The 25,496-nt window shown below is 67.2% G+C and carries 23 protein-coding genes; 14 read left to right on the plus strand and 9 right to left on the minus strand.

Features of this window, described 5'->3' with window-relative positions:
- Nucleotides 1-77: 77 nt before the first annotated feature.
- From gnd to ACI2JO_RS16490, 4 genes are read left to right on the plus strand one after another with little or no spacing between them, the layout of a single operon-like run.
- Complete coding sequence (gnd, locus tag ACI2JO_RS16475; RefSeq protein ID WP_404721695.1) at nt 78-1,058, plus strand: phosphogluconate dehydrogenase (NAD(+)-dependent, decarboxylating); 981 nt, start codon at nt 78-80, stop codon at nt 1,056-1,058.
- Nucleotides 1,058-1,864 (plus strand): Cof-type HAD-IIB family hydrolase, encoded by an 807-nt coding sequence (locus tag ACI2JO_RS16480; RefSeq protein ID WP_404721696.1) that lies wholly within the window; start codon nt 1,058-1,060, stop codon nt 1,862-1,864. Before gnd ends, ACI2JO_RS16480 begins: the two co-directional genes overlap by 1 nt.
- The gene (locus tag ACI2JO_RS16485) at nt 1,861-2,607 is read left to right on the plus strand and encodes an HAD-IIB family hydrolase (protein ID WP_404721697.1); all 747 of its coding nucleotides are present in this window, start codon (nt 1,861-1,863) and stop codon (nt 2,605-2,607) included. The genes ACI2JO_RS16480 and ACI2JO_RS16485 overlap by 4 nt, the downstream gene beginning before the upstream one ends.
- Nucleotides 2,608-2,611: 4 nt before the next feature.
- Nucleotides 2,612-2,935 (plus strand): hypothetical protein, encoded by a 324-nt coding sequence (locus ACI2JO_RS16490; protein ID WP_404721698.1) that lies wholly within the window; start codon nt 2,612-2,614, stop codon nt 2,933-2,935.
- 18 nt (nt 2,936-2,953) lie between these two features.
- Here the strand turns inward: ACI2JO_RS16490 and ACI2JO_RS16495 are convergent, their stop codons facing one another.
- Nucleotides 2,954-5,092, minus strand: a complete 2,139-nt coding sequence (locus ACI2JO_RS16495; protein WP_404721699.1) for a metallophosphoesterase family protein — start codon at nt 5,090-5,092, stop codon at nt 2,954-2,956.
- Nucleotides 5,093-5,282: 190 nt separating this feature from the next.
- On the opposite strand from ACI2JO_RS16495, the gene ACI2JO_RS16500 reads away from it, so the two are divergent.
- From ACI2JO_RS16500 to ACI2JO_RS16525, 6 genes are all read left to right on the plus strand, one after another.
- On the plus strand, nt 5,283-5,549 hold the full coding sequence (locus tag ACI2JO_RS16500; protein ID WP_404721700.1) for a hypothetical protein: 267 nt from the start codon (nt 5,283-5,285) through the stop codon (nt 5,547-5,549).
- 1 nt (nt 5,550) lies between these two features.
- Nucleotides 5,551-6,705 (plus strand): SGNH/GDSL hydrolase family protein, encoded by a 1,155-nt coding sequence (locus ACI2JO_RS16505; protein ID WP_404721701.1) that lies wholly within the window; start codon nt 5,551-5,553, stop codon nt 6,703-6,705.
- Nucleotides 6,706-6,808: 103 nt separating this feature from the next.
- Nucleotides 6,809-8,434, plus strand: a complete 1,626-nt coding sequence (locus ACI2JO_RS16510; RefSeq protein WP_404721702.1) for an FAD-dependent oxidoreductase — start codon at nt 6,809-6,811, stop codon at nt 8,432-8,434.
- A complete protein-coding gene (locus ACI2JO_RS16515) occupies nt 8,431-9,396 on the plus strand; it encodes an NAD-dependent epimerase/dehydratase family protein (RefSeq protein ID WP_404721703.1) in 966 nt (321 codons plus the stop codon). The genes ACI2JO_RS16510 and ACI2JO_RS16515 overlap by 4 nt, the downstream gene beginning before the upstream one ends.
- A 196-nt stretch (nt 9,397-9,592) precedes the next feature.
- Complete coding sequence (locus ACI2JO_RS16520) at nt 9,593-10,912, plus strand: dicarboxylate/amino acid:cation symporter (RefSeq protein WP_404721704.1); 1,320 nt, start codon at nt 9,593-9,595, stop codon at nt 10,910-10,912.
- 369 nt (nt 10,913-11,281) lie between these two features.
- Nucleotides 11,282-12,238 carry a hypothetical protein gene (locus ACI2JO_RS16525; RefSeq protein ID WP_404721705.1) on the plus strand — a complete coding sequence of 319 codons (957 nt, stop codon included), beginning with the start codon at nt 11,282-11,284 and terminating at the stop codon, nt 12,236-12,238.
- Between the two features lie 2 nt (nt 12,239-12,240).
- Here the strand turns inward: ACI2JO_RS16525 and ACI2JO_RS16530 are convergent, their stop codons facing one another.
- The 5 genes from ACI2JO_RS16530 to rpiB form a co-directional block, all read right to left on the minus strand.
- Nucleotides 12,241-13,365, minus strand: coding sequence for a TrmH family RNA methyltransferase (locus ACI2JO_RS16530; RefSeq protein WP_404721706.1), 1,125 nt, complete (start codon nt 13,363-13,365; stop codon nt 12,241-12,243).
- A gap of 73 nt (nt 13,366-13,438) precedes the next feature.
- On the minus strand, nt 13,439-13,900 hold the full coding sequence (gene nrdR, locus ACI2JO_RS16535; protein ID WP_404721707.1) for a transcriptional regulator NrdR: 462 nt from the start codon (nt 13,898-13,900) through the stop codon (nt 13,439-13,441).
- Nucleotides 13,901-13,908: 8 nt separating this feature from the next.
- Complete coding sequence (locus tag ACI2JO_RS16540) at nt 13,909-14,100, minus strand: hypothetical protein (RefSeq protein ID WP_028967558.1); 192 nt, start codon at nt 14,098-14,100, stop codon at nt 13,909-13,911.
- Nucleotides 14,101-14,112: 12 nt separating this feature from the next.
- On the minus strand, nt 14,113-15,420 hold the full coding sequence (gene glyA / locus ACI2JO_RS16545; RefSeq protein WP_404721708.1) for a serine hydroxymethyltransferase: 1,308 nt from the start codon (nt 15,418-15,420) through the stop codon (nt 14,113-14,115).
- The gene (rpiB, locus tag ACI2JO_RS16550) at nt 15,417-15,851 is read right to left on the minus strand and encodes a ribose 5-phosphate isomerase B (RefSeq protein WP_404721709.1); all 435 of its coding nucleotides are present in this window, start codon (nt 15,849-15,851) and stop codon (nt 15,417-15,419) included. The genes glyA and rpiB overlap by 4 nt, the downstream gene beginning before the upstream one ends.
- 97 nt (nt 15,852-15,948) lie before the next feature.
- On the opposite strand from rpiB, the gene ACI2JO_RS16555 reads away from it, so the two are divergent.
- Nucleotides 15,949-16,410 carry a hypothetical protein gene (locus tag ACI2JO_RS16555; RefSeq protein WP_404721710.1) on the plus strand — a complete coding sequence of 154 codons (462 nt, stop codon included), beginning with the start codon at nt 15,949-15,951 and terminating at the stop codon, nt 16,408-16,410.
- 12 nt (nt 16,411-16,422) lie between these two features.
- Here the strand turns inward: ACI2JO_RS16555 and ACI2JO_RS16560 are convergent, their stop codons facing one another.
- Together ACI2JO_RS16560 and ACI2JO_RS16565 are read right to left on the minus strand one after the other, a co-directional pair.
- Nucleotides 16,423-17,280 carry an HpcH/HpaI aldolase/citrate lyase family protein gene (locus ACI2JO_RS16560; protein ID WP_404721711.1) on the minus strand — a complete coding sequence of 286 codons (858 nt, stop codon included), beginning with the start codon at nt 17,278-17,280 and terminating at the stop codon, nt 16,423-16,425.
- Nucleotides 17,277-17,876, minus strand: a complete 600-nt coding sequence (locus ACI2JO_RS16565; RefSeq protein ID WP_404721712.1) for an NADPH-dependent FMN reductase — start codon at nt 17,874-17,876, stop codon at nt 17,277-17,279. Before ACI2JO_RS16565 ends, ACI2JO_RS16560 begins: the two co-directional genes overlap by 4 nt.
- Nucleotides 17,877-17,945: 69 nt before the next feature.
- Between ACI2JO_RS16565 and ACI2JO_RS16570 the strand changes: the two genes are divergently transcribed.
- The 3 genes from ACI2JO_RS16570 to ACI2JO_RS16580 all read left to right on the plus strand — a co-directional run bounded on the left by ACI2JO_RS16570 (nt 17,946) and on the right by ACI2JO_RS16580 (nt 23,049).
- On the plus strand, nt 17,946-20,099 hold the full coding sequence (locus ACI2JO_RS16570) for a transglycosylase domain-containing protein (RefSeq protein WP_404721713.1): 2,154 nt from the start codon (nt 17,946-17,948) through the stop codon (nt 20,097-20,099).
- A gap of 113 nt (nt 20,100-20,212) precedes the next feature.
- Nucleotides 20,213-21,676, plus strand: coding sequence for a glycoside hydrolase (locus ACI2JO_RS16575; RefSeq protein WP_404721714.1), 1,464 nt, complete (start codon nt 20,213-20,215; stop codon nt 21,674-21,676).
- A complete protein-coding gene (locus ACI2JO_RS16580; RefSeq protein ID WP_404721715.1) occupies nt 21,664-23,049 on the plus strand; it encodes a family 43 glycosylhydrolase in 1,386 nt (461 codons plus the stop codon). Before ACI2JO_RS16575 ends, ACI2JO_RS16580 begins: the two co-directional genes overlap by 13 nt.
- Before the next feature lie 123 nt (nt 23,050-23,172).
- On the opposite strand, the gene ACI2JO_RS16585 is transcribed toward ACI2JO_RS16580, so the two are convergent.
- Nucleotides 23,173-25,491: a TIM-barrel domain-containing protein gene (locus ACI2JO_RS16585; RefSeq protein ID WP_404721731.1), complete on the minus strand. Its 2,319-nt coding sequence runs from the start codon at nt 25,489-25,491 to the stop codon at nt 23,173-23,175.
- Between the last annotated feature and the right edge of the window lie 5 nt (nt 25,492-25,496).

Consider the following 25,496-nt stretch of genomic DNA (forward strand, 5'->3'; position numbering starts at 1 on the left):
AACGCTCCCAGGGGTTGTTGCGCCAGCGGAACCTGACGCATGGTCGGGTGATTAAGCGGCCAGCGAGGGAGTTTGCAATGCGACTGGTGATGATCGGCCTCGGCCGGATGGGCGGCAACATGGCGCGCCGCCTGATGAGGGCTGGGCACGAGATCGTTGCCTTCGATCGCGACGCACAAGCTGTTGAAAAGCTTGTCGCAGAGGGCGCGATCGCGGCCACTTCCGTCGACGATGCCAGGGCCAAGGCGGGCCGTCCGGCGATCTGGTGGGTAATGCTTCCTCATGGCGACATCACCGACGGCATGGTCGACCAGATCGCGGCCGGCGGCAGCGCGGGCGACGTGGTGATCGACGGCGGCAACAGCTTCTACAAGGACGATATTCGCCGTGCAAAGGCGCTCGCCGAAAAGGGCATCCACTATGTCGACGTCGGCACCTCGGGCGGCGTCTGGGGGCTCGAACGCGGCTATTGCATGATGATCGGCGGCCCGACTGACGTCGTCAAAGATCTTGACCCGATTTTTGCCGCCCTCGCCCCCGGAATGGGTACGATTCCGCGCACCGTCGGCCGCAAGGACGGCACCGACCCGCGCGCAGAGAGCGGCTACATCCACGCCGGCCCTGCCGGCGCAGGCCATTTCGTGAAGATGGTTCACAACGGTATCGAATACGGGCTGATGCAGGCCTATGCCGAGGGCTTCGACATCCTGAAGGGCAAAGCTTCGGAAAAACTGCCCGAGGATCAACGCTATGACATCGACCTTGCCGACGTCGCCGAGGTGTGGCGGCGTGGCAGCGTGATCTCGTCGTGGCTGCTCGACCTGACCGCCGACGCGCTTGCCGCCGATGGCAAGCTGGAGAAGTTCAGCGGCAACGTCGCCGATTCGGGCGAGGGTCAGTGGACGATCGAGGCGGCGATGGAAGAGGCGGTGCCCGCCAACGTCCTGACCACCGCGCTGTTCGCGCGCTACCGCAGCCGCGTCGAACATACCTTTGGCGAGAAGGTGTTGTCGGCGATGCGCTTCGGCTTCGGCGGCCATGTCGAGATGCCGCAATAATGGCGATCCGCCTGCTGGTGTCGGATCTTGACGGCACATTGGTCGACAAGGACAAGAATCTCACGCCCGTGACGATCGACGCCGTCGACCGGCTGCGCGCGGCGGGAGTCGGGTTCACCGTCATCAGCGCGCGCCCGATGTCGGGGATTCGCCCGCTACTCGAACCGCTTGGTCTCGACGGCGATGTCGCGGCGTTCAACGGCGGGATCGTTTTCCGCCGCGACGGCACGATCGTCAGCCACGTCACGATCCCCGCGGAGATCGCGCGCGGCGTCATGGCGATGGCCGACGGCGTCGACACCTGGGTTTTCGCCGACGACCAATGGTTTGCCAGCAACGGTGACGGCCCGCACACACAGAGCGAGCGTCGCAGCAGCGCGCAGGAACCTGTCGTCGTGGCCTCGTTCGACGACCTGCTCGACCGCGCCGACAAGATCACCTTCGTCAGTGACGACGACGCCGCGCTCCACGCGCTCTACGAGCGCGTCCATGCCCGCTACGGCAAGGACGCAACCGTCGCGCAGTCGCAGACCTATTATCTCGATGTCACGGCGCTCACCGCCAACAAAGGCGACGGCATCGCCGCGCTCGCCAAGGCGCTTGACGTCGATCTCGCCGACACCGCCGCGATCGGCGATCAGGCCAATGACCTGCCGATGCTGGCGCGCGCCGGTCTGTCGATCGCGATGGGCAACGCGCCCGATGCGGTGAAGGCGAAGGCGCACACCACCACTCGCGCCAATGATGAAGATGGCGTAGCGCACGCCATCGACACGATTATCCTGCGCACCGGAGATACCGAATGAAGAAGCTCGTCGCCTTCGACCTCGACGGCACGCTCGCGCTCAGCAAGCAACCGCTGAAGGACGATATGGGCGAGACACTGGCCGATCTGCTCACCGTGGCCGACGTCGCCGTGATCTCGGGCGGTGACTGGCCACAGTTCGAGAAGCAGGTCGCCAGCCGCCTCCCCGAACGCGCCGACCGCGCGCGGCTGTGGCTGATGCCGACCACCGGCACCAAGCTCTACGTCCATAAGGGTGACGCGTGGCAGACCGTCTATGCCGAGCTGTTCGACGACGCCGAAAAGCAAAAGATCATCACCGCGTTCGGTGAATCGCTGGAGGCGACTGGCTTCGTCCCCGAACAGACCTGGGGCGAGCGGATCGAGGATCGCGGCAGCCAGATCACCTTCTCCGCGCTCGGACAGGAAGCGCCGATCGAGGCCAAGGAACATTGGGATCCCGACTTTGCCAAGCGTAAGGTGATCCAGGCCGACCTGCGCCAGCGTCTGCCGGGGCTTGCGATCAACATGGGCGGCGCGACCTCGATCGACATCACCCGCGAGGGCGTCGACAAGGGCTACGGCCTGCGCAAGCTCGCGAAGGAGAGCGGGTTCGACCTGTCGGAAATGCTGTTCATCGGCGACGCGATCTTCCCGGGCGGCAACGACTATCCCGCGCACGAGGCGGGGGTCGATTGCGTCCGCGTCCGCGATCCACAGGAAACGATCAGCGTCGTCACCGCGATCGTCGCCTGCCAGAAGTAACCCGGTGATCGACGTACCGGGGCTGTACGCCCGCTTCATCAACTGGATCGGCGACGGCACCGGTACAACCGATACGGTCCTGCACATCCACGCCGGAATGGCGGTGCTGATGATCGCGCGAATCGTCACCCGCCGCTCGCTCGGCACGTTCATCCCGCTGTCGGTAGTGGTGGTGGCCGAGCTGGCGAACGAGGTGCTCGACCGGCTACATTACCACAGCTGGCGGTGGTGGGACACAATCCCCGACGTCATCAACACGCTGTTCTGGCCGACCGTCATCTGCCTGGCGGTCCGTCTCCGCCCGATGCGTCCGATCCGGCGGCGCTGACGCCGCCGGCAGGATCGTTTACCGCGACGTCAGCAACTTGATCGGCCCACCGTCGAAGCGTGCCGCAGTCAGCACACCCGTGGCATAGGCACCGCTGTCGAGACAGATCCGCCCCGGTGCGCCATAGGCTTCGTCCTGCGGCGTGTGGCCGTGGACGATCAGCAGGTCGCTGTCGACCGGCGCGCTCAGGAATTCCTCGCGAATATAGAGGATGTCCTTCATCCGCTGCTTTTCCAGCGGCACGCCCGGACGCAGCCCGGCATGAACGAAAATCAGCCCGCCCTGCACGATGTAATGATCGAGCCCGCGCAGCCATGTGTCGTGCGCCTCGGGCACCACCGCGCGTAGCTGCTCGCGGGTCGCGTCCCAGCCCTCGGCGGTGTCCGGCGCCGCGACGCCGTAGGACGCGAGCGTGGTCGCGCCGCCGTGGCGGCCCCAGCTCTGCCCGCTGCTGCGTGCGTCGAGGAAGGCGACCATCGCATCCTCATGGTTGCCCAGCACCGCACGCCACTCGATCATCTCGTCGTTCCGCAGCGCGAGGATGCGGTCGATCAACTGCGCCGATGCCGGCCCGCGATCGATGTAATCGCCGAGCAGCACCACCATCGGCTTGCCCTGATAGCCGCCCGGATGCGCCGCGATATCGTCACGGATCCGCGCGAGCAGCTTGTCGAACAGGTCGACACGCCCGTGCAGGTCGCCGATCGCGTAGATCAGCCGCCCGCCGGTATCGGGCGTGCCCAGCACGCGCACCAGCGCCTCGCCACTGACACCGCCCGCCGGCACCGGTTCGGGCAGCGGCGTACGCGTGGGACGCGGCGGCGTCGTTGCGGTCGGCAGTGGCGGGCCGTCCGGTTGCGGCTGCGGTGGTTCCTTGCTGCGCCGCCGCCGCGACTCCTCGGGCGCCACGCGCAGCAACGTACCGAACATCACCAGCGACAGCACGTTGTGCGCGGTCAGCAGCGTGCCCTCGAACGAAAACCAGACCAGCAACACGAACGCGAACGCACGCTCCGGCGCGCGGCGGAACAGGCAGAAGATCACCCAGCCATAGAAGATGATCGCGGTGATCAGCCCGTATTCAATCGCCACCTTGGTGAACGGCCACCAAATGAAGTTGCGCCCCTTTTCGATCTGCCCGGCGCCGATCCCGGCGATCAGCCCGCGCGGATCCTGCAGGAACTCCACCATCCGCTCCAGCGGCAGGATGAAGCGCATGTTGGCGCTGGTCCCGTTGCGCTTGTATTCGTCCATGCGCGAGCTGACGATGTCGAACCAGCCGAGCCGGAACGCGACGACGCACACCACCAGCAGGATGGCGATCATCACCACCGCATTGCGCATCCGCATCCGACCGAGCAGCACCGGCAGCGTCAGCGCGAGCAGCAACGCTCCGGTCCCCGCCATCGTCATCAGCAGCCCGCTCGCCAGCACGATCAGGCGGATCGGTCGCCGGAACAGCACCAGCTCCGCGGCCAGCGCCACCGCGATGAACTGCGACAGCAGCGACACTTCGAGGAAGACCACCGCATTGGGCTTCATGAAGCGCGAGCCGTAGATGATCGGCTGGATGTAATTGTAATCGGGGATCAGCCACGACTGCGGGAGCAGCAGGTTGAGGTTCGGCCACGCCCGGTAGGTCAGTACCAGCTGGATCAGGTGCTGCGCCAGCGTGATGCCGACGAACCCGAGCATGACCGAGATGAACAGGTTCATGCAGCGGCGGTAATTGGCGGCGCTCGTCTCGTAGTAGATCATGAACGGCGCATAGAGCGCAGCGAACAGCATCAAGCTCGACGCGCTGTAGCGTGGCGCGAGGAAGAAGGTCGAGAAAGCCGCCACCAGAAAGGCGAGAAAGAACCCGCCGATCCGCGCCGGGTCGAACTTCGGCCGGATCAACACCGGCCCCAGCGCGATCGCCGCAACGAACAGCGGCAGCACCAGTGGCACGAACCCGCCGGCCTTCAGCGGCCAGGCGATCTTCTGGAGGACGATATTGCCGACCAGTCCAACCGCGAAGATCGCCAGCACGACCTTGTCTTCGAACGAAAGCGGAGCGCCCGGCGCCTCGCTGCGCGGGCGGCGGTCGGCAGGGTCGCGCGCGGCGCGCTCCGTTGCCTCGAGCGGAGCGGCGTCGAGCGTCAGCGATCGGGCCATCGTGTCACGCAATCCCTGGTCAAGGCGGATCTGTGAAGCGCGAGCACGCTTCGTCATTCGGCGACGCTAGTGCCTAACCGCCCCACCGCCAACCGAAAAGGCGTGTCCTTTATGGCACAGAAACTGGGGGCTGTCCTACAAGCCGTATCAGAACATAAAGGGAACCCCTCTTATCAAGGAGGACGAAGCCATGGCCGACAAATTCCAGAACAGCGCCGACAGCCCGAGCGCGCCCGCCACCGCACCCTATTCCATCCAGCCCGATGATCTCGCTCCGCTGCCCAGCGTGCCATGCGGCATCTACATCGGCGGTGGCGGCACGCTGGTCCTGCGCGGCGTCGAGGGTAGCGAGGACGTCACCTATCGTAACCTTCCCGATGCCAGCTACGTCGCGGTGCGCGCGCTTTACGTCCGCGCCACCGGCACCACCGCCACCAACCTGATCGCGGAGGCCTGAGATGACACGAACCTCTGGATCGATCGGCGGCACCGTGACCGCGGCCGCGCTCGCCCGCATCGGTACGCCGGTACCGACCGTGGAAACCGCGTCGCCTACCGCCGTGCTCGGCTGGGCGGCAGCGCGCGGACGGCTGCGCAGCGGCATGGCCGACTCGGCACGGATCGCGTTTGTCGGGGACAGCAAGACCATGGGGGCGGGCGCCGGCACCGGCGGCAATTATACCGTCGGCGCGTTCGCCCGCTCCCGGCCGGCGCGGGTCGCGGCGCTGCTGGCGGCGGGCGGCCTTCCGACGCGCACCGACGGCTTCTTCGGTTGCGCTGGACTGGGCAGTATCGCCGACCTGCTTGCCTATGATCCGCGCCGCAGCGGCTTTTCGAGCTGGAGCGGCGGCGCGAACTCGCTGGGCGGCGCCACGATGAGCACCGGCAATTCTAACCCCGGACAGTTCCAGCCCGGCGGGGCGGTGGATCGCTGCTCGGTCTTCATCCGCAATGGCAGCGATCGCCCGCCCTTCACGGTCACCAAGGGGACCGAGAGTGTCACGCTGACCCCGTCCGGGCCCAACGGCGGCTTCGCACGGCTGGAAGTCAGCTTCGTCACGCGCGACGCCGCCCCGATCACGATCGCGCGCGGCGGCAACACGGGCAATCTGCAGCTCGCAGGGTTGATCGCCTGGGACAGCACGCGGCCCGGCGTGGAGATCGCCAATTTTGGCGTCTTCGGCGTGGTCGCGGGGTTTCAGGCCGACATGACCAACGCCTATTCGCCGGCGGCGGCGCTCGCCACCTATGCGCCGCACCTGACGATCGTGAACCTCGGCACCAACGACAGCGCGCAAGGGCTGGCGATGGCGACATGGCTGGCAAACCTGCGCACGATCGTCCAGCAGGCGCGGCAGAGCGGCAGCGTGATCCTCACCTGGCCGGCGATCGCCGGGGTCAGTCCGGCCGGCGGCAGCGACGTGAACCGCAGCCAATGGCGCGCCGCCCTGCGCGCATTCGCCTTCGACAACGGCTGCCTGTTCATCGACGACGAGGCGCTGCTCGGTGGCCGAACTGCCGCTCAGGTGAGCGGCGCGTTCGCCGACAGCCTGCACGAAACGGCCTGGGCCTATGACGTCCAGGCCGCCGCGATCGCCCGCGCCATCCTCTAACCACCCAAAATGACACGGCTCCGCCACCCGGTGGCGGAGCCGCAATACTTGCTCCCGCGCTGCACCATGCTACGCCTTTGCGGCATAGCCCGAAGGAGACAGCGTGCGCGCCGATGCCAGCGAACTGACCGCCCCACCCGCGCCGGCCGACGTCTGCATCGTCGGATCGGGGGCGGCTGGGCTTACCCTGGCCGCGCGTTGCGCCGCGCTGGGGCTGGAGGTGCTGGTGCTCGAGGCCGGCGGGGCGGACGTCGATCCCGCGGTGCAGGACGCCTATGCCGGGCAGGTCGCCGATCCGCGCGTGCATTGGCCGCTGGATACCTATCGCGTGCGCGCCCTGGGCGGCACCACCGCCTTGTGGGGCGGCCGCTCGATCCCGTTCGACCCGATCGACTTCGAGCCGCGCCCGTGGGTGGCGCACTCGGGATGGCCGATCGGCTTTGACGAGGTCGCGCGCTACTATCCCGCTGCGATGGAGGCGGCGGAGGCCGGCGCGTTCGACCACACACCCTCCGCGCCGATCGTCCCGGGGCTCGACGGCGAATGCCTCCACACCACGATCGAACGCTTCAGCCGCCCGACCAACTTCTGGACGCGCTACGGCCAGCAACTGACCGCCGCCGCCAACGTCCGCGTCGTCACGCATGCGCCCGTCACCGCGATCCGGCTCGCACCGGACGGCAACAGCGTCGACCACCTGGCGGTGCGCGCGCCGGACGGCTCCGACTGGCAGGTCCGCGCGACGCATTACGTGCTGGCGGCAGGCGGGCTGGAAACCGCTCGACTGCTGCTCGCCTCTGACGACATACTGCCCGACGGGCCGGGCAACGCCGGCGGCTGGCTGGGCCGCGGCTATATGTGTCACCTCGCCGCGACCTTCGGCATGGCGCATTTCACCGGCGACCCCAAAAAGATCGGCTTCGATTACGAACGCGATGCCGAGGGAATTTACATCCGTCGACGCCTTGCCCCCACCCCGGAAGCGCAGCGCGCGCGTCAGTTGCTGAACAGCACGGTGCGCCTCCACATTCGCGAAGCCAACGATCCTGCGCACGGCGATCCGGTGCTCTCGCTGATGTTCCTCGCCGCCTTCGCGGTGAAGTATGAATATAGTCGCGCCGCGCGCGAGGCGGATCGCTCGCTCGGGCCGTATCTGCGCCATGTCGGCAATATCGCGCGCCACCCGGTGCAGTTGTTCAACTTCGTTCGCACTTGGGGGGTGAAGCGCTATCTGGCGTCACGGCGGATCCCCTCGATCGCGCTGCCGTCGCGCGACAATCGTTATCCGTTCGAGTTCGTCAGCGAGCAATCGCCCAATTGGCACAGCCGCGTTGCCTTGTCGCCCGAGCGCGACGCCTTGGGCATGCGCCGCCTGCATGTCGATTGGCGCGTCGCCGCCGCCGACTTTGATTCGGCACGCGCGACCTACCGGCTGATCCGCGAAGAGCTGGCGCGCACCGGCACCGGCACGCTCGATTATGACGAGGCGGCGCTGGAGGACGCATTGCTCGACTCGGCGGCTTATGGCGGGCATCACAGCGGCACCACCCGCATGTCGGACAGCCCGCGCGACGGCGTCGTCGATCGCGACTGCCGCGTGCATGGAGTCGCCGGCCTCTATGTCGCCAGCGCATCGGTCACGCCGACGTCAAGCCAGGCCAATCCCACGCTGACCGCGATCGCGCTCGCCCTGCGGCTGGCGGATCATCTCAAGGAGCGGCAGGCATGACGGGACGGGTGCTGGTGACCGGCGCGGGCGGTTTCGTCGGGCAACGCGTCGTCACCGCGCTTCAGGCCGCCGGGGTTCCGGTCGTCGCGGGCTACCGTCGCCCGCCGCCGGGCGGCATTGCGCTCAACGTGCTGGAGCCCAAGGCGCTGGCGGTGACGATGCCGGGCATCGAGACGGTCGTCCACACCGCTGTCGGCGGTCCGCGCGACACGCGCGTCATCGTCGACGGCACCCGCAACACGTTGGCCGCCGCGCGCGCGGCGGGGGTGAAGCGCTTCATCCAGATCAGCTCGGTCGCGGTTTATGGCGCCGCCACCGGCACGATCGACGAGGATACGTCCACCGAACATCCGCACGGTGCCTATGGCGCGGCGAAGGTGGCGGCGGAGGCTGCCTGCCAGCAGGCCGGCGACGGCCTGTCGGTCGCCATCCTGCGCCCGACCTTGATCTACGGTCCGGGCAGCGCGGCCTGGACCACCACCTATCTCGACCGGTTGCACGATGGCTGGCCGGTGCTCGGCGACGCCGGACGTGGCGATGCCAATCTGGTCCACGTCGACGATCTCGCCGGGTTCATCACCCATCTGGCGACCAGCGCGGCGCCGATCGCCGGCACGTTCAACGTCAACGGTGCCGACATCCCGACGTGGCACGCCTATCTCGAGGCGCTGCGTGACGCGGTGCAGGCTCCCGCGGGGAGCGGGTCGCTGCCTGGTTCGGCGACCTTGGCCGCGCGCAAGCTCGCCAAAGCGATCGGTGCCGCTGCCGGGCGGGCAGGTGTGGCGCTCGACCCGCTCGAACGATTCGTCGCGCGCACGCCGTCATACGACGAGGTTGCGCGTTTCCGTACCTCGGTTCGCTACACGATTGAGCGAATGCAGGCGACCGGCTTCACCCCGCGGATCAGCGTGGCGGAGGGGATCGCTGACATCGCCGCCTGGGAGCGCGCCGGCCGCCCCTAGCGTGCGGATTATGGCACAGGCAGGTCGGCGTGCGGGCGGCGATCCGCACAACTCGGGCGGCCGGTCTTGGCCACCCTCGGAATAATGGCCGGCTTACAGATATTTAGCCCGAAACGAGACGATGCTTCGCCGCGAGGTCGATCCGCGTTAGCCTCTGCCGCAAGACGTTCGCTGAACGCGGACGCGAGGAGAGGTTATGCACAGCACCGTCATTCCGCCCGAGGCCGAAGGTCCCCGCCGCCTTCACCACCACCTTTATGTCCAGGTTCTGATCGCGATCGTCGCCGGCGCGATCGTCGGCCATTTCTACCCGCAGTTCGGCGCGGCGTTGAAGCCGCTGGGCGATGGCTTCATCAAGCTGGTGAAGATGGTCATCGCTCCGGTCATCTTCCTCACCCTGGTCAGCGGGATCGCGGGCCTGCGGGAGTTGAGCGCGGTCGGGCGCGTCGCCGGCAAGGCATTCGGATACTTCCTGTTCTTCTCCACGCTCGCGCTGATCGTCGGGCTGATCGTCGCCAATGTCGTCCAGCCGGGCGCGGGGATGAACATCAATCCCGCCACGCTCGATACCGGCGCGGTCGCCGACTACGCCGCCAAGGCGCATGACACGACGCTGACCGGCTTCCTGCTCAACATCATTCCCGACACGCTGATCTCGGCGCTGACGCAGGGCAATATCCTGCAGGTGCTGCTGGTTGCGATCCTGTTCGGCGTCGCGCTCAGCCTGGTTGGCGCGCCGGCTGCGCCGATCCTCGACCTGATCGAGCGGCTCAACATCGTCGTGTTCCGCGTGGTCGCGATCCTGATGCGCGTCGCCCCGCTCGGTGCGTTTGGCGCGATCGCCTTCACCGTCGGCAAGTACGGCGTCGGCAGCCTCGTCAACCTCGGTGGTCTGGTCGCCACTTTCTATCTGACGTCGGCGTTGTTCGTGTTCGGCATTCTTGGCATCGTCGCGCGACTGCACGGTTTCTCGATCCTGCGCTTGATTGCCTATCTGAAAGGCGAACTGCTGCTGGTGCTCGGTACCTCCTCGTCGGAGCCGGCGCTGCCCGGGCTGCTCACCAAGCTGGAAGCGGCCGGTTGCGACCGCGGTGTCGTCGGGCTGGTCGTACCGACCGGCTATTCGTTCAACCTTGACGGCACCAACATCTACATGACGCTGGCGGCTCTGTTCATCGCGCAGGCGTGCAACGTCGACCTGACGATCGGCCAGCAATTGCTGTTGCTCGGCGTTGCGATGCTCTCGTCGAAGGGCGCGGCGGGCGTCACCGGCGCGGGGTTCATCACCCTCGCCGCGACGCTGTCGATCGTTCCGACCGTTCCGGTTGCGGGCATGGCGCTGATCCTCGGCGTCGACCGGTTCATGAGCGAGTGCCGCAGCCTGACCAACTTCGTCGGCAATGCGGTGGCAGCGATCGTTGTGGCGCGTTGGGAGGGCAAGCTCGACCGCCCTGCGCTCGACGCGGCTCTTGCCGGCCGACCGCTTGCATCGCCGCTTCCGCAACCTGCTGAATGACTGATCGCCCGGGCGGCGGCAACCGTTCGCCGCCCGGATTAACCAACCTGGTTTAGCGAGAAAATGGTATACTTTCGACTATCTTTTCTGGTACTTAGCAGATGAATTTAAGTTAAGATATTGCCGGAGTATCCATGGTGATCCAACGTCTTTCGCCACCGTTGACGGCTCCTTGAAACAGTCCCGACCCGCTTACGGAAGGAAAGGTTTAGTAACAAGAACTTGCCGCAAAGCACGCTATCCTTTCTTGCGCTACCCCAGCCGCCTTGTAAGATCCGCGTGAGACACATCCACCTCACGAACGTGGATTTTTACTTTCAGTGGGTATGCAGGGCGCGATGGCGTTGCGCCTGAGAGGGGACGAATACCGTGCCGAACTATACGGCCGCGCTGCAGCACAGAGGCTCTCAGCCGAATATTCATCGAATATCGCGGCATGACAGCCTGATTCCGCCGCTCGCCGCGCTGCTGGCAGAGTTCCACAGCAGCATGAGCGTCACCGGACTGCGCTACTTCAACGGTAACATCGATCGTTTCCTCGTATTCTGCCTTTTGCTTCGCACCAGCCTGTCGCAGCCGGAACGCAGCGGGACAATTTCGGTACATTCGGCCGCCATGTCGCTGGGCCGCCCGTTCGAGACGGTAAGGCGACATATCTGCGCCCTGCTCGAATCGCGCATCTGCGAACGGACCCGCAGCGGCGTGACGCTGTCGGAGGCCTTCTGGGCGCGGGCGGACAATTGGCGGCAGCTACGTTACGCCCATGACTGTTTCGTACGCCTGATCGCGGACGCCGTCGCACAGGGCGCCATCCCGGTAGCGCCGACCGCCGTGAGCAACACCGACCGGTTGGCGAGCACCGATGGCATCTGCGCCGCGATCGACCTGTTCCTGGCGCTGGTCGAATCGAACCGCGTGCTCTGCGCCGAGCCGCTGGACCTCGCCATCTTCTCGGTCGTGCTACACGCCAATTATCAGTCGCTGAAGGCTGAACACGCGCTCGGCGGCTTCGGGGCCGCGGCGCAATTGCTGCCGCGCCATGGCATTCGCGTCGCACAGATCGCCCGGGCGCTCTCCACCCCGGATACGACGGTTCGCCGCCGGATCGCGCCGCTCAGCACCGAAGGAGGCTTTTACCGACGGACCACCGGCGGGATGATTGTCTCACCGGACTGCCTCCGCCAGTGCCAGCCCGGCGAGAGCAATAGCGCCAAGCACGGCTCGATCCGCCTCATCATCCAGCGCGCGGTCGCCGCCGGACTTTCCCTGCGCGATCCGGCGCGCTCCTATTGCGATGGCCGGCCGGCGTCGCCGGTGATCGACTGACCTCAGCCGCCGCGCGGGCGTTTCGGCGCCAGCGACGACAAAATGCCGCGCACCGTCCGAACCTCTTGGCTCGACCAGCCGGGCTTCGTCAGCAGGGTACGCAGCATCCGCCGCGTCGCGGGCGTCCGATCCGGCGGATAGAAATACCCGCCATCGTCGAGCAGCGTGTCAAGCTGCGCGATCATCCCATCCAGTTCGACCTGCGGCGCGGGCGGATCGGCGTCGACGGCCGGCGGACTGGCCAGCGCCTGTCCTTTCGACCATTCGTAGGCGACCAGGATCACCGCTTGCGCCAGGTTGAGGCTACCGAACTCGGGATTGATCGGGACGGTGATGATCGTCCGGGCGACCGCGACGTCGTCGGTTTCCAGCCCGGAGCGTTCAGGCCCGAACAGGATCGCCGAACGTCCCGGAGCGGCATGGATCGCCTGCGCCGCCACGGCCGGGGTGACGACCGGCTTGGTCACGCCCCGCTTGCGAACGGTCGTTGCATAGACATGCGGGCAATCGGCGACTGCGTCGGCGACCGTCTCGAACACCGCCGCGCGCTCCAGCACGATGTCCGCGCCGGAGGCTGCCGGCCCGGCCTGCGGATTGGGCCAGCCATCGCGCGGCGCGACCAGCCGCAGCTCGACCAACCCGAAATTGAGCATCGCCCGCGCCGCCTTTCCGATGTTTTCGCCCAGTTGCGGGCGGACGAGTACGATGACGGGGGGTGGGGCAAACGGCTTTTCTCCCGCGAGCCGTTCGTCCTGAGGAGTGGAAGAGCCAACATCGGCTTCCCGCGTTGCAACGCCGCCAGCCCCATCCGTTTGGTTCGAGCCAGCGTCGAGCGCAGCCGAGACGCGCGGTCGAGAACGCGCCGCGACGCTGACCGACCGCCAATCGCCCGCAAACAGCGCCTCTTTCTTCGCGCGCGACCAGTCCTTTACCTGCCGCTCACGCTCCAGCGCCTCGATGCGCGTCGGGAAGTCCTGCGCCCACATCAGCTCCACAGGCCGGCGATCATGCGTGTACCCCGGCAACGCCCCCGATTGATGCTGGGCGACCCGCCGCTCGAGATCATCGGTATGGCCGGTATAATAACTGCCGTCGGCGCAGCGCAGAATGTAGACATAAAAGCTCATCGGAACGCTATGTTCTCGACGGGCGCATCTCGGCAAGCTCGATGCTGCTCGAACCGAACGGATGAGGGCGGCATCACCCCCGCCCCGCTTCCTCCACGCTCCCCGCAAATTCCTCGAAATCGCGCGCCTCGCTGAAATCGCGATAGACGCTCGCGAACCGGATATAGGCGACCGAATCGAGGCCCTTCAGCCCCTCCATCACCATCTCGCCGATCCGCTTGGCCGACACCTCGGCCTCGCCGCTGGTCTCCAATTGCCGCTGGATCCCGCTGACCAGCTTTTCCAGCCGCACCGGCTCCACCGGCCGCTTGCGCGCCGCAATCGAGATCGAGCGCAGCAATTTCTCGCGATCGAACGGCTCGCGCCGTGATTCGCTCTTCACCACCGTCAGGTCGCGCAGCTGGATGCGCTCGAAAGTGGTGAAGCGCGCCGCACAGCCCTCGCACTGCCGCCGCCGCCGGATCGCCGCCCCATCATCCGTGGGGCGGCTGTCCTTCACCTGGCTGGCGTCATGTCCGCAAAAAGGGCAGCGCATTCAGCGGATCACTTGTTTTTGGTGCCCTTGTGATAGGCCCAGGCCGCGCCCGCGATCGCGCCGAAGATCGGCCCGACCACCGGCAGCGGAATGGCGACGACCGCGCCCAGCGCGCTCCACTTCGCCATGCTCTTGCCCAGACCCGGCGTGCTCTTCACCGTGCCGCGCACCTCGTTCACCTTGCTGTCGAAATCAGCCACCGATCGTTCTCCTTACTGGTAGATCGGGAACCGAGCGCACAGCGCGCGAACACGTTCCCGCACGTTCGCCTCGACGGCGGCGTCGCCAGCCTCGCCCTTTTCGCGCAAGCCGTCGAGCACGTCGGCGACCATGTTGCCGATTTCGCGGAACTCGGCGGTGCCGAAACCACGCGTCGTGCCGGCGGGCGAGCCGACGCGGATGCCGCTGGTCTTGACCGGGGGCAGCGGGTCGTTGGGAATGCCGTTCTTGTTGCAGGTGATTCCGGCGCGCTCCAGCGCCTCGTCCGCATCACGGCCGGTGATGCCGAGCGGGGTGAGATCGACCAGCGCTAGATGCGTGTCGGTCCCGCCAGAAACGAGATCCGCGCCGCGCTCCTTCAGCGTCGCCGCCAGCACCTTGGCATTCTCGACCACCGCCGCGGCATAGCTCTTGAACTCGGGGCGAAGCGCCTCGCCGAACGCCACCGCCTTGGCGGCCACGACGTGCATCAGCGGGCCACCCTGCAGCCCCGGGAACACCGCCGAGTTGATCTTCTTCGCGATCGCCTCGTCATCGGTCAGCACCATCCCGCCGCGCGGGCCGCGCAGCGTCTTGTGCGTGGTGGTGGTCACGACATGCGCATGGCCGAACGGCGTCGGGTGGACACCGCCAGCGACCAGCCCGGCGAAATGCGCCATATCGACCATGAAGAACGCCCCGACCTTGTCGGCGATCGCGCGGAAGCGCGCGAAGTCGATGTGGCGCGGATAGGCCGAGCCGCCGGCGATGATCAGCTTCGGCTGAGTCTCGACAGCCTGCTTTTCCACCGCATCATAATCGATCAGATGCGTGTCCGACGCGACACCATATTGCACCGCGTTAAACCACTTGCCGCTCATCGCGGCACGCGCGCCGTGCGTCAGGTGGCCACCGGCATCAAGGCTGAGGCCCATGATCGTCTCGCCCGGCTTGACCAGCGCCAGCATCACAGCGCCATTCGCCTGCGCGCCGGAATGGGGCTGGACGTTGACGAAACCGCAATTGAACAGCTGCTTGGCGCGATCGATCGCCAGCTGCTCGACCTCGTCCGACGGGTGGCAGCCCTGATAGTAACGCTTGCCCGGATAGCCCTCGGCGTACTTGTTGGTGAACACCGAACCCTGCGCCTCCAGTACGGCGCGGCTGACGATATTCTCCGACGCGATCAACTCGATCTGCGTCTGCTCGCGGGTCAGCTCATGCTCGACGCCGGCGAACACCGCCGCGTCGGCGTCGGCGAGGCCGCGGGTGAAGAATCCATCCGGCTGGATGTCGGAAAGCGAAGTCGGGTTGGTGCTCATGCGGGCTCCTTGAGCATGTCGACGCGCGCGGCATGGCGCCCGCCGAGGAAATCCGTGGAAAGAAAGGCACGTGCGCAGGCGCGTGCCATTTCGGTGCCGATCAGCCGTGCGCCCATCGCGATCGCATTGGCGTCATTGTGGCTGCGCGCCAGCTCGGCGGACAGCGGCTCGTGGACAAGCGCGCAGCGCACCGCCGGATTGCGATTGGCGGCGATCATGATACCGATCCCCGACCCGCACAGCGCGATCCCCCGCTCCGCTTCGCCGGCGGCAAGCGCGTCGGCCAGCTTGCGGCCGTAATCGGGATAGTCGACGCTGGCGGTGCCGTGCGTGCCGAGGTCGATCACCTCATGCCCCTCGCTCGCAAGCCAGTCGCGCAGATCGTCCTTCAACGGAACGGCGGCATGGTCGCAAGCGATAGCGATACGCAAGGATCGACTCCCTTGATGATAGGATCGCCGCGCTCTAGCGATCCGCGCGCGCCAAAGCTACCCGGAACGCGGCACCGTTTCCGCAGGTTGTTGCGCCATGTCGATCCGCTTTTCGCTCCTGCTCGCCCCGCTCGCGCTCGCTGCCTGCGCACAGCCGGCCCCCGACCCCTCACCCAGCGGCACGCCGACCGATCGCGTCGGCCCCGTAGCGCCGCCGCGCGACGAACCCGGCAGCGGGCAGTTGCGCGACAATGCGGTCGAACCCGCCGCCACCGCCGCGCTGGAGGAACGCTATCTCGGTCGCTGGATCGGCGTGGAGGGCATGTACCTCAACGTCGCACGCCGCGAGGAAGGCGGGGTGACACTCGACATGCAGTGGGATCTTGACCACCGCGGCACCTTCGCGGGGTCGGTGACGGCGGAGGGATTGCGCTTCATGCGGGGCGGGGTGGCGGAAACCGCCGTGCTCGGCGACGGCGACGCGACCGGGCTCAAATGGCTTGCCGGCAAGAAGGAGTGTCTGGTCGTCAAGCCGGGCGAGGGATACTGCCGGACGTAACCGGCCCCACCGTCATCCCCGCGCCGCCACCATCGCCGCCAGCGCCAGCACCCGCCGCGCCTCCTCAAGGTGCAGCCGCTCGACCATCCGCCCTTCGACACGGATTGCGCCTTCGTCCTCGTGCCCGTCGAAGGCCGCCGCCAGGATGCGTGCCGCCGCGACCTCATCGTCGGACGGTCCGAAGGCGCTATTCGCGGCCGCAATCTGTGCCGGATGGATCAACGTCTTGCCATCGAACCCCAAGTCACGCCCCTGCGTACATTCCGCCGCGATCGCCGTCTGATCGTCCAGCGTGTTGATGACGCCATCGAGCGCCGTCAGCCCCGCCGCCCGCGCCGCCAGCACGATCTGGGCCAGCGCAGGCAGCAGCGGCGCGCGATCGACTCGCGCGCGGCACCGCAATTCACGCGCCAGATCGTTGGTACCGGCCACCAGCGCGGCCAGCCCGTGCTCCACCGCTTCGGCGGCGATTGCGGGTAGCGACAAGACGCCGCTGCACGTCTCGATCATCGCCCACAGCGCCGGTCCTTCACCAAGCGCCAGGCGTGCCGCATGCAACGTCTTTGGATGGTCCAGCTTGGGCAGCAATACCGCGTCGGCCGGCGCACCATGCAACGCCGCCAGATCGTCCGCGCCCCATGGCGTGTCGAACGCATTCACCCGTACCACAAGCTCGCGCGTGCCGAAACCGCCGTCGCGGACCGCGGCGATCGCCGCCCCGCGCGCGGCGTCCTTCTGTGCCGGCGCGACGGCATCCTCCAGATCGAGGATCACCACATCGCACGGCAAGGTCCGCGCCTTCTCGATCGCGCGGGCGTTCGAGGCCGGCAGGAATAGCGCGCTCCGTCGTGGCCGCACCGCAGGGGTCATGCCGCCACGCCGCCGCCCGACAGCGGCGCGAACCGCGCGACCTGCCGCCCGATCAGCCGCAACTGCTCCACCACTGCCGGGTCGCTCGCCCCGCCCTCGTCGTCGAAGCGCGTCACCTGCGTGTTGATCGCGGCCGCGAACGGCGTCGGCCAGCCGCGTAGCGCATGGACGATCGAGCGCAGCGCCGCGATCGTCGACCCGGTCGCCTGCCAGCCATAAGCGGTCGCAATCAGCCCGACCGGCATGTCGGCGAGGTAGGGCCGCGAGTCGCGCGCGGTCTCTTCCAGCAGGTCGAGCGCGTTCTTCACCACTCCCGAGATGCTGCCGTGATAGCCGGGGCTGGAGATGATCACCGCCGACGCCTGCCGCACCGCCTCGACGAACGCCTGCTCCTCGGGCGTACGCGAGGTCGCGCGCGGATCGTAGAGCGGCAGCCGCGCCATGTCGGCGCCGCCGAACATCTGCGTGCGGAAGCCCTGCGCCGCCGCCTCGCCCAATGCGATCCTCAGCGCCCGCTCGGTCGACGACACGCCGCCGATCGTCCCTCCGATCCCCACCACCAGCGGCGCGCGCGCGCCTTTCGCATCATCCAGCATTTGGCTATCCTTGGTTCACGCGGGCGAGGCTTGCGACAACTGTTATATCAGCGTAAGACACCACCAGCCATGCGCCCCGACCCCTACGACACCGGCCGTGTCCGCTACAACCACGCACGCGGCGACAATTCCGGCGCCCCGCCGGATCATCTGCCCTCGTTCGGCGCGTGGCATGACGGGTCGCCGCGCGACGACGATCGGTACGACGCACCGCGCCATGACGACGGCGGCGATCCTCGCCCGCCGCGTCGCCGCATCGCCTGGGGCAAGTGGATCGTCCGCGGGCTGGCGGCGTCGATCGTGCTGTTCGTGCTCGCGGTCATCTGGCTGGCGGTCACCGCGCCGCTATCGCGCTCGCTCAAGCCGCCGACGCCCCCGTCGATCACGCTGACCGCCGCCGACGGTACGCCGATCGCCCGACGCGGCGCGATCATCGGCACGCCGGTCGACGCCAGGACGCTGCCCCCGCACGTCCGCGAGGCATTTCTCGCGATCGAGGACCGGCGCTTCTATTCGCACTGGGGAGTCGACCCGCGCGGCATCGCCCGCGCCGCCTGGGCGAATCTCGGCTCGGGCGGGGTGCGGCAGGGCGGCTCAACGATCACGCAGCAATTGGCGAAGAACGCCTTTCTCGATTCGGATCGCACCGCCGCACGCAAGGTGCGCGAGGCGATGATCGCCTTCTGGCTGGAGGCGTGGCTCAGCAAGGACGAGATTCTCTCGCGTTACCTGTCGAACGTCTATTTCGGCGACAACGTCTACGGCATTACCGCCGCGTCGAAACATTATTTCGGCCGCACCCCGCAGAAGCTGAACGTCGGTCAGGCGGCGATGCTCGCCGGGCTGGTCAAGGCGCCGTCGCGCCTCGCCCCCACCGGCAATCTGAAGGGCGCGCGCGCGCGGCAGGCGGTGGTGGTCGGCGCGATGGTCGATGCCGGCTTCCTCACCAAAGGCGAAGCGGCGACCGTCCAGCCGCAGCGCGTATTGCCCGCGCGCACCGACACATTGCCGACCGGCACCTATTTCGCCGACTGGGTGCTCCCGACCGCGCGTGAGGTCGCGGGCGATTCGGGCACCGAGGCGACCGTCAGGACGACGCTCGACCGAGGGCTGCAATCCACCGCCGAGCGCGTCGTACGCCAGGCGAGCTTGCGCGGCCTGCAGGCGGCGGTGGTCGCGATGCGCCCCGATGGCGAGGTCGTCGCGATGGTCGGCGGCAAGGATTACAAGACCAGCGCCTTCAACCGCGCGGTGCAGGCGAAGCGCCAGCCGGGCTCGACCTTCAAGCTGTTCGTCTATCTCGCCGCCTTGCGCGCCGGGCTGACGCCCGACGACGTTCGCGACGATTCCCCGGTCGAGATCGCGGGATGGAAGCCGCGCAACGACGACGGCCGCTATCTCGGCCCGATCACGCTGCGCCGTGCCTTCGCGCGCTCCTCGAACGTCGTCGCCGCCCGGCTGACGCAGGAGGTCGGGGTGCGCAACGTCATCAAGACCGCGCGCGATCTGGGCATCACCACGCCGATCCCCAACGAGGCGACGATCGGTCTTGGCACCGCCGAAGTGTCGTTGCTGGAACTGACCGGCGCCTATGCCGCGATCGCCAACGGGCGCTATCCCGTTACGCCGCGCGGGGTCGACGGCAATCGCAACGCGAGCTGGTATGAGAAGATCGCCGGGCGCGACACCGAAATGCCTGCCAAGGTCCGCGACGAGATGCGCTCGCTGCTCGGCTCGTCGATCCGCGGCACCGGGCGTGATGCCAATCTGCCGGTCGACGCGTTCGGCAAGACCGGCACCAGCCAGGGCGGACGCGACGGCTGGTTCATCGGCTTCGCGGGCAATCTCGTCGTCGGCGTGTGGGTCGGCAAGGACGACAGTACGCCCAACCCCGGCCTGCACGGCGGCGGCATCCCGGCGCAGATCTGGCGGCAGTTCATGATGTCCGCGCTGCACATCCCGGTCGTCGTCGCGCCCGAGGCCGACGAGATGGGCGCACCGCTCGACAATATGGGCGACGCGCTCGACCAATTCGGCCGCGCGATTGACGGCGCGCAGCCGTCGATCGAGGATGCGGTCGACCGGCTGCGCGAACTGGGGATCGAACTGCCGCAACCGCCCGCGCCACGCCAGCGCGTTCCGGTCGAACGCTATCCCGAGGATCGCGGTCCATCGCGCGAGGATGAAGGCGGTCCCGTCGAAGACTATGATTATCGCTTCTAGGGTCTGACCGACTTCTCTCGTTATCCGTCATGCGGGTCACCACTCTTCCTTGACCACGACGCCCTCACGCTTATTGTCATACAAAAAGCGGGAGAAAAGCTGTTTCGGGTCGATTGTTTCTGGCAGCCTTGCCGCTCGCCGCGCTCGCTGCCCCCATTGTCGCGCAGGAGCGCGCCGTCACCGTCACCTTGCGTCCGGCGGTCGACCGGCCCTCGACCACCTTCGAGGGCTGGGGCACCGCGCTTGCATGGTTTGCGGATGTCACCGGCGGCTGGCCGGAGCCGGAGCGCAAGCGGCTCGCCGATCTCTTCTACGGCAAGGACGGGCTCGGCTGGACGATCGCGCGCTACAATATCGGCGGCGGCAATGCCGCGGGCACCCCGCCCTACCTGCGCCCCGGCGGCGCGGTGCCGGGCTTCTGGCGGCAACCCTCTGGCGCACAGGGTCGCGACTGGTGGCGCGCCGACGATCCCGCGATGTGGGACTGGTCGCAGGACCAGCGGCAGCGTTGGTGGCTTGATGCGATCCGCGACCGCGTGAAGACGCCGATCTTCGAGGCATTCTCCAATTCGCCGCCGTGGTTCATGACCGTTTCTGGCCGCGTCTCCGGGGCGGAGAAGGCGACCGACGACAATCTGCGCCCCGGCTTCGAGAACGCCTTCGCGGCCTATCTCGCGCGCAGCGTCGCCGAACTGCAGAAGCGCCACCGCATCACGTTTCGCACCTTGTCGCCGGTCAACGAGCCCAACACCGATTACTGGTTCGCCGCCAACAAGCAGGAGGGCGCGCACTGGAGCCCGGCCCGTCAGGCCGCGATGGTCGACGCCGCCGACGCCGCGCTGAAGGCGCAGGGGCTGAAGACCGTGGTCGCCGCGCCTGACGAGACCAATTCGGTGCTCTTCCTCACCGATTGGGCCGCCTATCCCGCCGAAACGCGCGCGCGGATCGGGCAGCTCAACGTTCACAGCTATGGCAACATCCACCAGACCGGGGTCCGCGACGCCGCGCGTGCGGCGGGCATCCGGCTGTGGATGAGCGAGAATGATGCGCCGCTCGACAAGGACCCGGAGGATTTCGCCGGCATGGCCTCGCCGCTGGCGATGGCCGAACATATCGTACTCGACATCAAGCGATTGGAGCCCGCCGCCTGGGTCTTCTGGCAGGCGGTCGAAACGCTCAGCACGATCGACGGTGCGAAGGGAAGCAACTGGGGGCTCGTAAAGGCCGACCTGCGCGCGCCAGCAACCGCCGCGCATGCGATCCACGTCACGCAGAAATACTGGGCGATGGCGCAGTTCAGCCGCTACATCCGCCCCGGCGACCGGCTGGTCCCGGTCGACGACCTCGACACGATCGGCGCGCTGTCGCCGGACGGCCGGCGGCTGACGTTGGTGCACGTCAACCCCGGTATCACCCCGCGGCAATTGGCGGTGCCTGCCGGCTGGACGACGCAGATGGTCGTTACCGACGCCACGCACCGCGCGACCTGCATACCGGGAACGCTCGCCCCGCCGCGTGCCATCGTCACCCTCATCCTGCGCCGCGACGGCGCAAAGGATCTGCCATGCCCCGCCTGACCGCCCGCCTGACCACCCATTTGCACCGTTTCGCACCCGCGCTGCTGCTGCTCGCCACGCCACTGACGCTCGCCGCCGACGAGCCTGCGCGCTGGGACGCGCCGGGCGCGGGCAATCCGCTGCTGCCCGGCTATTTCGCCGATCCCTCGATCGTGCGCGACGGCGCTCGCTGGTACGTTTTCGCGACCATCGATCCGTGGGGCGACGACCGCCTCGGGCTATGGACCTCCGACAACGGTCGCGATTGGCGTTTCTCGACGCCGAACTGGCCGACCAAGGCGGCAGCGACCAGCCCGACCTCGGGCGATTCGAAGGTCTGGGCGCCATCGGTGGTCCGCGCGCCGAACGGCCGCTGGTATATGTACGTGTCGGTCGGCAGCGAGGTGTGGGTCGGCAGCGCCGCCTCGCCCGCCGGTCCGTGGCATGACGCCAACGGCGGCAAACCCCTGATCGCCAGGGACTTCGCTCCCGCCTATCACATGATCGACGCCGAGGCGTTCGTTGACGACGATGGCCGCGCCTATCTTTACTGGGGTTCGGGGCTCAACTGGACCAACGGCCATTGCTTCGTGGTCAGGCTCAAGCCCGACATGGTCAGCTTTGATGGAAACCCGCGCGACGTCACCCCGGAGAATTACTTCGAGGGACCGTTCATGGTGAAGGCGAACGGTCGCTACCTGCTGACCTACAGCGACGGCAACACCACCAAGGATACCTATAAGGTCCGTTATGCGATCGGCGCGACACCGTTCGGCCCCTTTCACGAGGCGCCGAACAGTCCGCTCCTCCAGACCGACGCCGCGCGCGACATCGTCAGCCCCGGCCATCACGCCGTGTTCCGCTCGCAGGGACAGAGCTACATCCTCTATCACCGTCAGGCGCTGCCGTGGCCGCAATCGGGCGACACGGTGCTGCGACAGGTGGCGGTCGACCCGCTGACGATCGCCGCCGATGGCACGCTGACGCGCGTCCGTCCTACGCACGGCAGCGCGGTCGCCGGTTTCGCCGGCGCGCGCGATCGTGGGCTGCCGTGGACACCGGTCGGCGACCCCGCGGCGGTCAAGGCTGCCGACGACAATTACGCGACGCTCTGGCGCGGGCCCGGCGCGATCGTCGCAGATCTTGGCGCGGTTCGGCGTGTCGTTGGCAGCCGCATCCGCCCGGAATTCGTCACGCGCGGTTACAGCTACGGCGTCGAAGCCTCGCGCGACGGCAAGGCATGGACGCCGCTACTCGCGCCCGCCGAGCATCAAGGCTCTCCGGTTACGCTGCGCCATCCGGTCCGTACACGCTACCTGCGGCTGACCATCGCGACGCCGGGGGCCGGCCTGTGGGAATGGTCGATCGACGGAGAAGAGCCGCGCCGCCGTTAACGTCTCCGTCACTGCGAGCGTCGCGAAGCAATCCAGGGTGTCCTGATCCAGCCCTGAATCGCTCCGCTACGCTCGCAATGGCATCCTGTGTCCGTCATCCCGGCAAATGCCGGAGCAGCGACGTTACTTCACCACCTGCACCAATCGCGCCGCATCCTGCCCGGTCGGCAATTTCCCCGAAGCGCTCAACCGACCCGCCGCATCGTCCCACGTCAACGTCGCGCTGCGCCCGCCCTTGGTGCGGTAATCGTTGGTTGTCCCGTCATCGTCGTACAGCGTGAAGCTGGTGCTCCGCCCCGGATAGACGCGGATCTGCTCCAACGGCTGATTGGTGGCGGTGCTCGGCACCGCCGCGCCGAAGGGCACGATCGACCCGGCGCGCACGAACAGCGGGATCTGGTCGATCGGCGCCGCGGCGGTGATCGTCTGCCCGCCGGGGTAACGCCGGTTCGTCCAGTAATCGTACCAGTCGGCGCCCGCCGGCAAATACACCTTGCGCTCGGTCACGCCCTGGTCGGTCACGGGGGCGACGAGGAACGCCGGCCCGAACATATACTGGTCGCCGATCGTCGCCACGTTCGGATCGTTGGGGAAGTCCATGAACAGCGCCCGCATGAACGGCGCACCTGTCCTGTAGGTGCCATACCCCAGCGAATAGAGATACGGCATCAAGGCGTAGCGCAGCTTCAGGAATTTGGCGAGCACCGGCTCGGCCGCCGCGCCATATTCCCAGATTGCGGTCGCGGGACGTTGCCCGTGGATACGCAGCGTCGGCGTAAAGCTGTTGTAGGCGAACCAGCGTGCGAACAACTCGGGATAGTCGGGGTAATTTGGCCCCATTGCTGTCGCCCCGGCCGGGTCGAGCAGCACCGGACGCGACGCGACCGGGCCGTTCGGCCACTGCCAGCCACCGGTATCGCTGCTCCAATACGCCATGCCGCTCGCGGTAAAACCAAGTCCTGCAGGCACTTGCCGTTTCAGCACTTCCCATGTCGATTGCACGTCCGACGACCAGAACAGCGCCCCCGTCCGCTGCACCCCCAAATACGCCGCCCGCGAAAGAATCAAATTGCGAAAATTCGGCCGGTCACGCGCCGTCCCCTGCGCGACCCCGCCGGTGTGAACCAACGGAAATAGATTGTGAAATCGGTCGCCGGTACCGATCGAATAATGATAGCCATCGGGCACGAGGTCAGGTTCGGTTTCGTCGAGCCAGAACCAGTCGAAGCCCTGCGACGCGATATTGTCGCGCAGCTTCCCCCAAAACCAGCCACGCGCCTCCGGATTGGTCGAATCGATCAGCGCTCCCGCGCGATCGGAACGGACGGCCAGCCCGTCGACGGGCGTACCGTCCTTGTGCTGAAGCAGCCAGCCCTTGGCCGCCAGCATGTCGTAATAGCGCGATTCCTTTTCGAACCGCGGCCACACGCTGATGATCGAGCGCATCCCCTTCGCCTTCAGCGCGTCGTTCATGCCCTTCGGGTCCGGGAAGTAGGTCCGGTCGATGTCGAGCTGCCCCATCCGCGTCCAGTAGAACCAGTCGAGCACCATCACGTCGAGCGGATAGCCGCGCCGCCGATAGCCGTCGGCGATGTCGAGCAGTTCCTTCTGCGTCTCGTACCGCGCCTTGGACTGGATCAGCCCGAATGCCGCCTTGGGCGGCAGCGGCGTGGTGCCGGTCAGCTTGGCATAGCCGGCGTACAGCTCGTCGGTGGTTGATCCGGTAATGACGAAGAACGACACCCGCTCCCCGACATTCGACTGAAAATGCGTCCCGTTGTTGAGCCCCGCCGATACCGTCAGCGCCGAAGGATTGTCCCAGACGATCCCATAGCCCTTGTTCGTTACCATGAACGGCACGCACACCGTCTCACCCGCCGGAGCATCGTAATTGTGTCGGCAGTCGATCGTTCGCCCCTTCAGGTCGAGCGTCCCCTCCTGGTTCTGCCCCAGCCCGTAGAAATGCTCGTCAGGCTGCACCGAAAAATTTGCGCCGACCTTGAACGTCTGCTCCCCGGTCACGGTGTGCGGGGCTCGCTCCCAGCCTTTCATCTCGGTCACCATGCGCCCGCTTCCATCCGCGAACGTGATCGACACCGGCGGCAACGACGGCGCAAAATAGCGCTGCATCTGCGTCGGTGCGCCCGGCCACGGCTGCGCCTTGACGGTCACGGTCATCGCAGAGGAAGCAAACACGTCGCCGTTCGCATCGTTTCGATGCTGCCAGCCGGCAAAGTCGGCGCTCGCATTCGGCCCGTCGCCCGGCGGGGCATCGGCAAGCGCACGTTCGAGCGCAATCGAAACCCGAACGATATTCGGAGCATAGGGCTCGATCGCGACCAGCGCGCCGTTGCGATCAACCGTCGCGAGCGGCGCGGCCATCGCTGGAACGGCGCCAAGCGTCGCGGCCCCCAATAAGGCGACGCGCCACGCACGCGTCATTCCGG

Origin of the sequence: Sphingomonas sp. NPDC079357 (assembly GCF_044901155.1) — a bacterium.
Classification (GTDB): Bacteria; Pseudomonadota; Alphaproteobacteria; order Sphingomonadales; family Sphingomonadaceae; genus Sphingomonas.

What these genes read in the sequence shown, in the direction of transcription:
- ACI2JO_RS16555 (WP_404721710.1), top strand. Translation starts at nt 15,949, where the DNA reads ATGTCGATCCGCTTTTCGCTCCTGCTCGCCCCGCTCGCGCTCGCTGCC.
- ACI2JO_RS16560 (WP_404721711.1), bottom strand. Translation starts at nt 17,280, where the DNA reads ATGACCCCTGCGGTGCGGCCACGACGGAGCGCGCTATTCCTGCCGGCC.
- ACI2JO_RS16505 (WP_404721701.1), top strand. Translation starts at nt 5,551, where the DNA reads ATGACACGAACCTCTGGATCGATCGGCGGCACCGTGACCGCGGCCGCG.
- ACI2JO_RS16515 (WP_404721703.1), top strand. Translation starts at nt 8,431, where the DNA reads ATGACGGGACGGGTGCTGGTGACCGGCGCGGGCGGTTTCGTCGGGCAA.
- ACI2JO_RS16565 (WP_404721712.1), bottom strand. Translation starts at nt 17,876, where the DNA reads ATGCTGGATGATGCGAAAGGCGCGCGCGCGCCGCTGGTGGTGGGGATC.
- ACI2JO_RS16585 (WP_404721731.1), bottom strand. Translation starts at nt 25,491, where the DNA reads ATGACGCGTGCGTGGCGCGTCGCCTTATTGGGGGCCGCGACGCTTGGC.
- glyA (WP_404721708.1), bottom strand. Translation starts at nt 15,420, where the DNA reads ATGAGCACCAACCCGACTTCGCTTTCCGACATCCAGCCGGATGGATTC.
- ACI2JO_RS16520 (WP_404721704.1), top strand. Translation starts at nt 9,593, where the DNA reads ATGCACAGCACCGTCATTCCGCCCGAGGCCGAAGGTCCCCGCCGCCTT.
- ACI2JO_RS16530 (WP_404721706.1), bottom strand. Translation starts at nt 13,365, where the DNA reads ATGAGCTTTTATGTCTACATTCTGCGCTGCGCCGACGGCAGTTATTAT.
- ACI2JO_RS16570 (WP_404721713.1), top strand. Translation starts at nt 17,946, where the DNA reads ATGCGCCCCGACCCCTACGACACCGGCCGTGTCCGCTACAACCACGCA.
- ACI2JO_RS16480 (WP_404721696.1), top strand. Translation starts at nt 1,058, where the DNA reads ATGGCGATCCGCCTGCTGGTGTCGGATCTTGACGGCACATTGGTCGAC.
- gnd (WP_404721695.1), top strand. Translation starts at nt 78, where the DNA reads ATGCGACTGGTGATGATCGGCCTCGGCCGGATGGGCGGCAACATGGCG.
- ACI2JO_RS16580 (WP_404721715.1), top strand. Translation starts at nt 21,664, where the DNA reads ATGCCCCGCCTGACCGCCCGCCTGACCACCCATTTGCACCGTTTCGCA.
- nrdR (WP_404721707.1), bottom strand. Translation starts at nt 13,900, where the DNA reads ATGCGCTGCCCTTTTTGCGGACATGACGCCAGCCAGGTGAAGGACAGC.
- ACI2JO_RS16495 (WP_404721699.1), bottom strand. Translation starts at nt 5,092, where the DNA reads ATGGCCCGATCGCTGACGCTCGACGCCGCTCCGCTCGAGGCAACGGAG.
- ACI2JO_RS16500 (WP_404721700.1), top strand. Translation starts at nt 5,283, where the DNA reads ATGGCCGACAAATTCCAGAACAGCGCCGACAGCCCGAGCGCGCCCGCC.
- ACI2JO_RS16485 (WP_404721697.1), top strand. Translation starts at nt 1,861, where the DNA reads ATGAAGAAGCTCGTCGCCTTCGACCTCGACGGCACGCTCGCGCTCAGC.